The organism is Streptomyces sp. NPDC015532 (assembly GCF_043078065.1).
Classification (GTDB): domain Bacteria; phylum Actinomycetota; class Actinomycetes; order Streptomycetales; family Streptomycetaceae; genus Streptomyces.
In genome coordinates this window covers 1-8,504 of record NZ_JBIBSY010000036.1, presented here as the reverse complement: position 1 = coordinate 8,504, position 8,504 = coordinate 1, and the positions used below count along the sequence as shown (strand labels likewise).

General features: G+C 74.4%; 1 protein-coding gene. It reads left to right on the top strand.

Going from position 1 to position 8,504, the window contains the following annotated elements; translation table 11 throughout:
• On the top strand, positions 1-8,504 hold an 8,504-nt coding region (locus ACF07B_RS42755; protein ID WP_392182922.1), incomplete at both ends, for a type I polyketide synthase.

The following is an 8,504-nucleotide window of genomic DNA, read 5'->3' as shown; positions in this document are numbered from 1 at the left end:
TTCGCCGACGGCATCGAGACTCTGCACGGCCTGGGCGTGACCACGTTCGTCGAGGTCGGCCCCGGCGGCGTCCTCAGTGCCCTGGCACAGGCCTGCGCGGACGACCTCGTCACCGTCCCCGTACTCCGAGCCGACCGCCCCGAGCAGCAGGCACTCCTCACCGCGCTCGCCGAACTGCACGTGCACGGCGCCTCCTTGGACTGGCAGGCCCTCTTCCCCGGCGCTCACCGCGTCACCCTGCCCACCTACGCCTTCCAGCGCGAGCGCTTCTGGCTGGACGGGGAGGGGGACGAGGACCTGACCGCCGCCGGCACCCCGGCCGACGCGGCGGACTCCGGCTTCTGGGACAGCGTGGAACGCGAGGACGCGGAGTCCCTCGCCGCGACCCTGGGCGTCGGCGCGGACGCCTCGCTGAGCGCGCTCCTGCCCAGGCTGTCCGCGTGGCGCCGTCAGCGCCGCGAGCAGTCCGTGGTCGACGGCTGGCGTTACCGCGTCACATGGAAGCCACTCGGCCCGCTTCCTCGGCCCGGTGCGTCCGGGACCTGGCTGCTCGTCGTGGCCGGCGAGAGCGAGTGGACCGCCTCGGTGCGCACCGCGCTCGGCGAGCGTGGCCTGGAACTGGTGACGCTCGTCGCCGGTCCCGGCACCGACCGCGGGACGCTGGCCGGCGAGCTGGCCGACGTCGGCCCGCTGACCGGCGTGCTGTCCCTGCTCGCCGAGGACGAGAGCGCCTCGGCAGGCCACCCCGGCCTGTCGCACGGCCTCGCGGCGACCCTCTGCCTCGTGCAGGCGCTCGGCGACGCGGGCGTCGACGTCCCGCTGTGGTGCGCCACGCGCGGCGCGGTGGCCACCGGCCGCTCCGACCGCTTGGACCGCCCGCTGCAGTCGCAGGTGTGGGGCTTCGGCCGGGCGGCGGCGCTGGAACACCCGCAGCGCTGGGGTGGACTGCTCGACCTTCCGGATCTGCTGGACGCCCGCGCCGCGGCCCGCGTGGCCGCCGTTCTCGGCCAGACGGCCGAGGACCAGGTGGCGGTCCGGGCCTCGGGCCTCTTCGGGCGCCGGCTCGTCCGGGCCGCCCGCGCCACCGGCCCCGCCCAGGAGTGGTCGCCGCGCGGCACGGTGCTGATCACCGGTGGTACGGGTGCGTTGGGCGGGCACGTGGCCCGCTGGCTCGCCGGTGCCGGTGCCGAACACCTCGTGCTCACCAGCCGCCGAGGCCCTGCGGCGCCCGGCGCCGCGGAGCTCGTCGCGGAGCTGGAGGAGCTCGGCGCGGCCGCGACCGTCGTGGCCTGTGACGCGGCCGACCGTGACGCCCTGCGGGCGCTGCTGGCCGAGCACCCCGTCAATGCCGTCGTCCACGCCGCCGGCGTCGGCGACCACGTCATGATCGAGGACTCCGATCCGGCCGGGTTCGCCGACACGGTGGTGGCCAAGGCCGCAGGTGCCACGCACCTGGACGAACTGCTGGCCGGTCAGGAGCTCGACGCGTTCGTCATGTTCTCCTCGGGCGCCGGCATCTGGGGCGGCGCCGGCCAGGGCGCCTACTCGGCGGCCAACGCCTACCTGGACGCCCTGGCCGAGTACCGGCGGGCACATGGGCGCACCGCGCTCGCCGTCTCCTGGGGCGGCTGGGCCGAGGGCGGCATGGCCGGCGTCGGCGACGGAGAGGAGATGCTGCGCCGCCGCGGTCTGCCGCCCATGCGGCCCGCCCTCGCGGTCTCCGTGCTCCAACAGGCGCTGGCCCACGGCGAGACCGCCCTCACCGTCGCGGACTTCGAGTGGGAGCGGTTCATCGGCCCGTTCACGGTCATCCGCCCCAGCGCTCTGTTCTCGGATGTGCCCGAGGCGCGCCGAGCCCTGGAGGCGCCGGCCTCCGGCGGCGCCGAAGCTGGCAACGCGCTCGCCGCGAAGCTGGCCGGGCTGTCGGCGGGCGAGCAGGACCGCACGCTGGTGGACCTCGTCCGTACGCACGCGGCCGCCGTGCTGGGCCACGACGGTGCCGCGGCGGTGGAGCCCGGCCGGGCGTTCAACGACCTCGGCTTCGACTCGCTCACCGCCGTCGAACTGCGCAACAAGCTCACGGCCGGCACCGGCCTGAAGCTGCCCACCACTCTGGTCTTCGACCACCCCAACGCCACGGCTCTGGCCCGGTTCCTGCGTGCCGAACTGCTCGGTTCGCAGGGCGCCGTGCCGCAGGAGCAGCGCACGGCCCCCGGCGGCGACGAACCCATCGCGATCGTGGCCATGAGCTGCCGCCTTCCCGGTGGCGTCGGCTCGCCCGAGGACCTGTGGCAGCTCGTGACGTCCGGCGGCGACGCGATCTCCGGCTTCCCCGAGGACCGCGGCTGGGACGTCGAGGACCTCTACGACCCCGACCCGGGCACCCCCGGCAAGACCTACGCGCGCGACGGCGGCTTCCTCTACGACGCCGGCGACTTCGACGCCGCGCTGTTCGGGATCTCGCCGCGTGAGGCACTCGCGATGGACCCGCAGCAGCGCCTGCTGCTGGAGGCCTCGTGGGAGGCCTTCGAGCGGGCCGGGATCGACCCGGCCTCCCTGAAGGGCAGCCGCACCGGCGTGTTCGTCGGCATGTCCTACCAGGGCTACGGCGCGGGCCTTCAGGAGGTCCCGGAAGGTGTCGAGGGCCACCTGCTCACCGGCAGCGCCGCGAGCGTCGTCTCCGGGCGCGTGGCCTACTCGTTCGGCCTGGAGGGCCCGGCCGTCACCGTCGACACGGCGTGCTCGTCGTCCCTGGTCGCCCTGCACCTGGCCATCCAGTCGCTGCGGAGCGGCGAGAGCACGATGGCCGTCGCGGGCGGGGTGAACGTCATGGCCGTACCGGCCGCGTTCGTGGAGTTCAGCCGCCAGCGCGGTCTGTCGCCCGACGGCCGCTGCAGGGCGTTCGGCGCCGGCGCCGACGGCACCGGCTGGGCGGAGGGCGTGGGCGTGGTGCTCGTGGAGCGCCTGTCCGACGCCCGCCGCAACGGGCACCAGGTGTTGGCGGTGGTACGGGGCAGCGCAGTGAACCAGGACGGGGCGTCCAACGGGCTGACCGCGCCGAACGGCCCGGCGCAGCAGCGGGTCATCCGCCAGGCCCTGGCCTCCGCCGGGCTCACCGAGGCCGACGTCGACGCGGTGGAGGCGCACGGTACGGGCACGAGGCTGGGTGACCCGATCGAGGCGCAGGCGCTGCTCGCCACGTACGGCCAGGAACGCCCGGAGGACCGGCCGCTGTGGCTCGGCTCGCTGAAGTCCAACATCGGTCACGCCCAGGCGGCGTCCGGCGTGGCCGGTGTGATCAAGATGGTGATGGCGATGCGTCACGGCGTCCTTCCGCGGACACTGCACGCCGATGAGCCGACGCCGCACGTGGACTGGTCGGCGGGCGCGGTGCGGCTGCTGACCGAGGCCGTCGGCTGGCCGGAGTCGGACCGTCCGCGCCGTGCCGCGATCTCGTCCTTCGGTGTCAGCGGCACCAACGCCCACACCATCATCGAGCAGGCCCCGCCGGCCGAACCGGCCGCCGTCGCACCGGTCGAGGTCGCCTCGCCGGCCGTACCGTGGGTCCTGTCCGGCAAGTCCGAGGCCGCGCTGCGCGCCCAGGCCGAGCGCCTGCTGTCCCTCACGGCCGACGGCGCCGAACCGTCCCTCACCGACGTCGGCTTCTCGCTGGCCACCACCCGGACGGCCCTGGAGCACCGCGCCGCCGTGGTCGGTGCCGACCACGGCCGGATCGCCGAGGGCCTGCGGGCCCTGGCTTCGGGGGCGCCCGCTCCCGGCGTCGCTCTCGGCCGCGCCGGCGCCGGCCAGGTCGGGTTCCTGTTCTCCGGGCAGGGCTCGCAGCGCATCGGCATGGGGCGGGAACTGTACGAGGCGTTCCCGGTCTTCGCGGAGGCGTACGACGAGGTGTGCGCCCACCTCGACCGGCACCTCGACCGGCCACTGCGGGACGTGGCCTTCTGCGAGAACGGTCACGAGGACGGCGAGGAGCTGAACCGCACCGTCTTCACCCAGCCGGCGCTGTTCGCGCACGAGGTTGCCGTGCACCGCCTGTTCGAATCGTGGGGCGTGCGGCCGGACTTCCTGGCCGGGCACTCCGTGGGCGAGATCGCGGCCGCCCACGTGGCCGGGGCCCTGTCGCTGGAGGACGCGGCCGCACTGGTGACGGCTCGTGCCGCGCTGATGCAAGCCCTGCCCGGCGGCGGGGCGATGATCGCCGTCCAGGCCACCGAGGACGAGGTGCTGCCGCAGCTCACCGACGACGCCGACATCGCGGCGGTCAACGGCCCGCAGTCCGTCGTGGTCTCCGGAGCCGAGGACGCAGTGGCCGCAGTCGCGGACCACTTCGCCCGGGAGGGCCGCAAGACCTCCCGGCTCACCGTGAGCCACGCGTTCCACTCGCCGCTGATGGACCCCGTGCTGGCGGACTTCGCCCGCGTCGTCGGCGGTCTGCGCTTCGAGACACCCCGGACACCGGTCGTCTCGAACCTCACCGGTGAGCTCATCGACGCGTACACACCGGACTACTGGGTCCGGCACGCCCGCGAGGCCGTGCGCTTCGCCGACGGCATCCGGACCCTGGCCGGGCTGGGCGTGACCACGTTCGTGGAGACCGGCCCCGGCGCGGTGCTCAGCACCATGACCCTGGGCTGCCTGGACGGCGCGGTCACCGTTCCCTCCGCACGGTCCGGCAGCCCCGAACCCGAGGCGATCACCGGCGCCCTCGCGCAACTCCACGTGCACGGTGTTCCCGTCGACTGGCAGGCGTTCTTCGCCGGCCGCGGCGCCCGGCGCGCCGACCTGCCCACCTACGCCTTCCAGCACCGGCGGTACTGGCTGGAGACCACCACGCCCACGGCCGCCGCCGTCGCGGGGACCGACGCCGTGGAGGCCGGGTTCTGGGCGACGGTGGAGCGCGAGGACACCCAGTCCCTCGCCGCCACCCTCGACCTGCCCGCCGAGCAGTTGGACGCGGTGCTGCCCCGGCTGTCCGCGTGGCGGCGACAGCAGCGCCAGGAGTCCGCCGTGGAAGGCTGGTCCTACCGCACGGGCTGGAAACCGCTCAGCGGCCTCCGGGCGCACGAACTGCCGGGCGACTGGCTGTTCCTGGTCACCGAGGTCACCGAGGACACCGCGGACGCCGAGGCTGTCGAGTGGACCGCCGCCGTCGCCGACGGGCTCGCCGCCCGCGGGGCCCGACTGGTCCGGGTGGCGGTCGACCCGGCCGCCGACCGCGGCGCACTGCTGCGGCAGCTCGGCGACGCCGTCCGGGAGACCACGGTCGACGGGGTGATCTCCCTGCTAGGCGCCGACGAGCGTCCCCACACCGGACACCCGGCTCTCTCCGTCGGCACCGCGCTGTCCCTCGCGCTCGTCCAGGCCCTGGGCGACGCCGGCATCGACGCCCCGCTGTGGGCGCTGACCCGGTCCGCCATGTTCACCGGCCGTGCGGACACGGTGCCGAGCGCCACTCAGAACGCCGTCTGGGGCCTCGGCCGGGTCGCCGCGCTGGAGCACGCGCCGCGCTGGGGCGGTCTGATCGACCTCCCGGACACGGTCGACGACCGGGTCGCCGACCGCCTCGCCGCAGTGCTCGGCCAGTCGGTCGAGGAACAGTCGGCCGAGGACCAGATCGCGATCCGCGCCCGCGGCGTGTTCGGCCGCCGGCTGTCCCACACCGCCGCCCGCAGGAACACCCGGGCCGGGCAGCGGTGGTCGCCGCGCGGCACGGTGCTGATCACCGGTGGTACGGGTGCGCTGGGCGGGCACGTGGCCCGCTGGCTCGCCGGTGCCGGTGCCGAACACCTCGTGCTCACCAGCCGCCGCGGCCTCGACGCGCCGGGCGCGGCCGGTCTCCTCGCAGAGCTGGAGGCGACCGGTGTCCGGGTCACCGTCGCCGCGTGCGACGTCGCCGACCGTGAGGCGCTCGCCGCGCTGCTCGCCGAGCACCCGGTGAACGCCGTCGTCCACACGGCGGGCGTGGACCACCTGGAGCCGCTGGAGGCCATGACACCGGGCTCCTTCGCCGACGTGCTGTCCGCCAAGGCAGCCGGCGCCCTGCACCTCGACGCGCTCCTCGCCGACCGGGAACTCGACGCCTTCGTCCTCTTCTCATCCATCGCCGGCGTGTGGGGAAGCGGCCATCAGGCCGCCTACGCGGCGGCCAACGCCCTGCTCGACGGACTCGCCGAACGCCGCCGGGCCCAAGGCCTGCCCGCGACCGCCGTGGCCTGGGGCCCGTGGGCCGGCGGCGGCATGGCCGAAGCCGACGGCGCGGACGAACGACTGCGCCGCCGCGGCCTGACCCCGATGCCCGCCACGCTCGCTGTGGCCGGCCTCCGGCAGGCGCTGGAATCCGGCGAGGCGACCGCCACGGTGGCCGACGTCGACTGGGAGCGGTTCCTGCCCCCGTTCACCCTGGGCCGCCCGAGCGCCCTGCTCGGCGACCTCCCGGAGGCCGACCGGATCCTCACCGCGGGCAGCACCGCCGGCGGGCTCGGCACGGCCGCCGCCTCCCCCTTGGCCGACCGCCTCACCGGGATGCCCGAGACCGAGCAGCACGCGCTGCTGGTCGACCTCGTCCGCACACACGCGGCGGCCGTCCTCGGTCACAACAGCGCCGGCGAGGTCGAGGCCGACCGGGCCTTCAAGGACCTGGGCTTCGACTCCCTGACCGCCGTCGAACTGCGCAACAGGCTCAACGCCGAGAGCGGGCTCGCACTGCCGCCCACACTGGTCTTCGACCACCCCAACGCCCAGGCACTCGCCCGGCAGCTGCGCACCGAGCTCACCGGCCTCACCGTCGCGGCCTCACCGGAAGCCGCCGCCGCGCCCGCCGAGGACGACGACCCCATCGCGATCGTCGGCATGGCGTGCCGGTATCCGGGCGGGGTGCGTTCGCCCGAGGACCTGTGGCAGTTGGTGGTCTCCGGTGGTGACGCGGTCGGCGGGTTCCCGGCGGACCGGGGCTGGGACGTGGAGGACATCTACGACCCGGACCCGGACGCGTCCGGCAAGACGTACGCGCGGCACGGCGGATTCCTCTACGACGCGGGGGAGTTCGACCCGGGGTTCTTCGGGATCAGCCCGCGTGAGGCCGTGGCGATGGATCCGCAGCAGCGCCTGTTGCTGGAGACCACGTGGGAGACGTTCGAGCGCGCCGGCATCGACGCGGAGTCGGTGCGCGGCAGCCGTACAGGAGTCTTCGTCGGTTCCGGATACCAGGACTACGCCGCCCAGGCCTTCCACGCGATCGACGACTCCGAGGGCTTCTTCGGCACGGGCAACTCGGCGAGCATCATGTCCGGCCGTATCGCCTACACCCTCGGCCTGGAAGGACCGGCCGTCACGGTCGACACGGCCTGCTCGTCGTCGCTCGTGGCGCTGCACTGGGCGATCCAGGCGCTGCGGGGCGGCGAGTGCTCCATGGCGCTGGCCGGCGGCGTGCAGGTGATGACCACGCCTACCGCGTTCGTGGAGTTCAGTCGCCAGCGCGGGCTGGCCCCCGACGGACGGTGCAAGCCGTTCGCCGCCGGGGCCGACGGCACCGGCTGGGCCGAGGGCGTCGGCCTGCTCCTGGTGGAGCGGCTGTCCGACGCCCGCCGCAACGGGCACCAGGTGCTGGCCGTCGTCCGTGGCAGCGCCGTCAACCAGGACGGTGCGTCCAACGGTCTGACCGCGCCGAACGGCCCCGCGCAGCAGCGGGTCATCCGCCAGGCCCTGGCCTCCGCGGGCCTCACCACCGCCGATGTCGACGCGGTGGAGGCGCACGGTACGGGCACGAGGCTGGGCGACCCGATCGAGGCGCAGGCGCTGCTTGCGACCTATGGCCAGGAGCGTGAACGGCCGCTCCTGCTCGGCTCGTTGAAGTCCAACATCGGTCACACGCAGGCTGCCGCGGGTGTCGCCGGTGTGATCAAGATGGTCATGGCGATGCGGCACGGAGTGCTTCCGCAGACCTTGCACGTGGACGAGCCGACGTCGCATGTGGACTGGTCGGCCGGTGACGTCCGGTTGCTGACCGAGGCCGTCGACTGGCCCGAGTCGGACCGTCCGCGCCGTGCCGCGATCTCGTCCTTCGGTGTCAGCGGCACCAACGCCCACACCATCATCGAACAGGCCCCACCGGCCCCGGCCGAAAAGGCCCCAGCCGTTCCCGCCCCGGCGCTCCTGCCGTGGGTGCTCTCCGCCAGGACCAGCGATGCTCTGAGCGACCAGGCACGACGACTGCTCGACTTCGTGGAGGACGGCACGTCACCGGCCGATGTCGGCTTCTCGCTGGCCACCACCCGGAGCACCCTGCGCCACAGGGCGGCCGTCATCGGCGAGAGCTGTGACGACTTCCGCCGCGGACTGGAACGCCTGGCAGCCGGAATGCCGTCGCCCGGAGTCGTCCAGGGCCGACCGGGAGGCAAGGTCGGTTTTCTGTTCTCGGGTCAGGGTTCGCAGCGGATCGGTATGGGGCGTGAGTTGTATGCGGCGTTCCCTGTCTTCGCCGATGCGTA